2 protein-coding genes are annotated in these 1,904 nt (G+C 68.6%); both read right to left on the bottom strand.

Annotated elements, in window-relative coordinates; genetic code table 11:
* Window positions 1–232: 232 nt before the first annotated feature.
* Window positions 233–1,540, bottom strand: coding sequence for a HipA domain-containing protein (locus tag V7Q31_RS19035; protein WP_333835407.1), 1,308 nt, complete (start codon window positions 1,538–1,540; stop codon window positions 233–235).
* On the bottom strand, window positions 1,540–1,737 hold the full coding sequence (locus tag V7Q31_RS19040) for a helix-turn-helix domain-containing protein (RefSeq protein ID WP_333835408.1): 198 nt from the start codon (window positions 1,735–1,737) through the stop codon (window positions 1,540–1,542). Before V7Q31_RS19040 ends, V7Q31_RS19035 begins: the two co-directional genes overlap by 1 nt.
* Window positions 1,738–1,904: the final 167 nt, after the last annotated feature.

Below are 1,904 nucleotides of genomic sequence, written 5' to 3' on the forward strand. Positions count from 1 at the left end.
GGCGGTCGCTCTGGAGGCGCTGTGGCCATCGCCAGCCGCGCGTGGAACCGGAGGACGGGTCAGCAGTCTCGGAACCCCTTCGTGAGGATGTCGACGGTGCGCTGCGGGACCGTGTCAGAGTTGGGGGTGGTCACGCCGCGATGGCCATCGCTTTGATCGCATTTGGGACGGCGCGTCGATTTCTTGTGTCGGCTCTAACCGAGACCACCGCGCGCCAGGGTTGCGGGCGAACTCAGCCGGCGAAGCGCGCCGCGCGCGTCAGGACGGCCTGCGCAACCGGTTCGAAGAAAGCGTGCGAGACGGCTTGGGGCAGCGTCTGGGAAACCTCGTCCAGCGCCGATGGGGCCTTGGCGGCGATGTCGGCCATCAGCCTTGGCGCGAGGTCGCGGTCGAGCAGCGCCGCTTCCGCCGTCTCGCACCAATGGCGCGGACAGATCTCGTCGACCTTCCATTTCCGGCTGGCGCCAATCGCCATCGCGAGCTTCACCCTGCGGGGATGGAACTCCCGGACATCCGCATAGGGAATCGAGGTCATTACGTCGTAGAGTGGCGCAAGCCGGAAACCGGCCCGGGTCGGCTGGATGGAGAAGTTCTTGGCATGCCCGTCGGGCGCCGCCAGCAGCCAGAACACCATCTGCGCCTTCAGGAAGGCGGCCGTGTCCTGGTCGGGGCGGTCGGACTCGCGCAACAGCGCGATGATGCTCTGGACGCCCGGTCCGCCCTCGCTCTCATACTTCTTCAGGGTCGGCGCGCCGAAGGCCTGCGCCATGTCCTCCTGGTGGATCCTGCGCAGGACCCCGTCGCGCCAGACCCGGTCGAAGCGCTCCACGGCCAGCCACTTGACCGGCCCGGCCGCCGTCGTCTCGACCGCCATCACCTCGGCCAAGGCCGCCTCAAGGCCGAAGGCGCGGCAGAGGGCGAGGCTCAGCCACTCGGCCTCGACGCTGCTGGACAGATCAAGCCCGCCCTGCGTCACGCCGATCGGCGGCTTGAGGATGTGCGACGTGGGCGTGGATCCGGCCGGCTCCATCCAGCGGCCGTCAGGCAGGCGGAGCAGCGCCGTCTTGTCCTGCGCGCCGGCGATCGAGATGCGAAACTCACCGCCGACGCGACCGAGCGGCGCGGTCTTGAGCCCCCGCACCCGCTCGGCGACCTCTTCGAGGGTCATGAGTCGTCCGGTCGGCGGCCCCGCGGGCTCCACCGGCGCGCCTTCCGGCAGGAATCGGAGCGCGCCGACGCAGTCGCGCCCGATCGCGTCCAGCAGGTCGAAGGGTCTGGTCGAGGCCGCCCCCTCGCGTTCAGCGATCCGGACCCGGATCGCCTCCGCGTCCGGCAGAAGCCCGTCGAAGAAGCTGATGGCGGCGCCACCGAGATAGGGCTGCCGGCGCAGTGGCAGACTGCGCGAGATCGGCGCGCCCTCCTCGCCAATCCACGCGTCGTCGTAGGCGAAGCTGGTCTCTCCGCTGGCGGCGAGGCGAAGCCGACCGACGATGCGCTCGCCAAGATGCACGCAGAGCGTTCTCGTCACACGACGCGCCATCAGAACTCCTCGGGAGCGTCGACTCGTCTCGCGACGACGTCGATCTCGAGATCGAGCGCTGCGAGAATCCGGGTTAGCGATCGGAACGACGGCGGCGCGCCGTTCTCCAGATCCGAGATCGTCTTCTGACGCAACCGCGCGCGCCGGGCGAGCTCGGTTTGACTCAGGCCCCGCTTCTCTCGCCAGCGGCGGATCACGCCGGCCAACCCCTTCTCGCCCCGAACGATCACCGCGCCTCCGGTCGCAGATGAGCCTGCGCATGGACAGGCGGTATTCCGCCTGAATCCAAAATAGGCGTTTTTGCGCCTATATGCAAGATAGGCGATTTATCGCCTGCGAGGGCGCCTGAGGAAGTCCATAGCCG

This window comes from Rubrimonas sp. (assembly GCF_036788415.1).
Lineage (GTDB): Bacteria > Pseudomonadota > Alphaproteobacteria > Rhodobacterales > Rhodobacteraceae > Rubrimonas.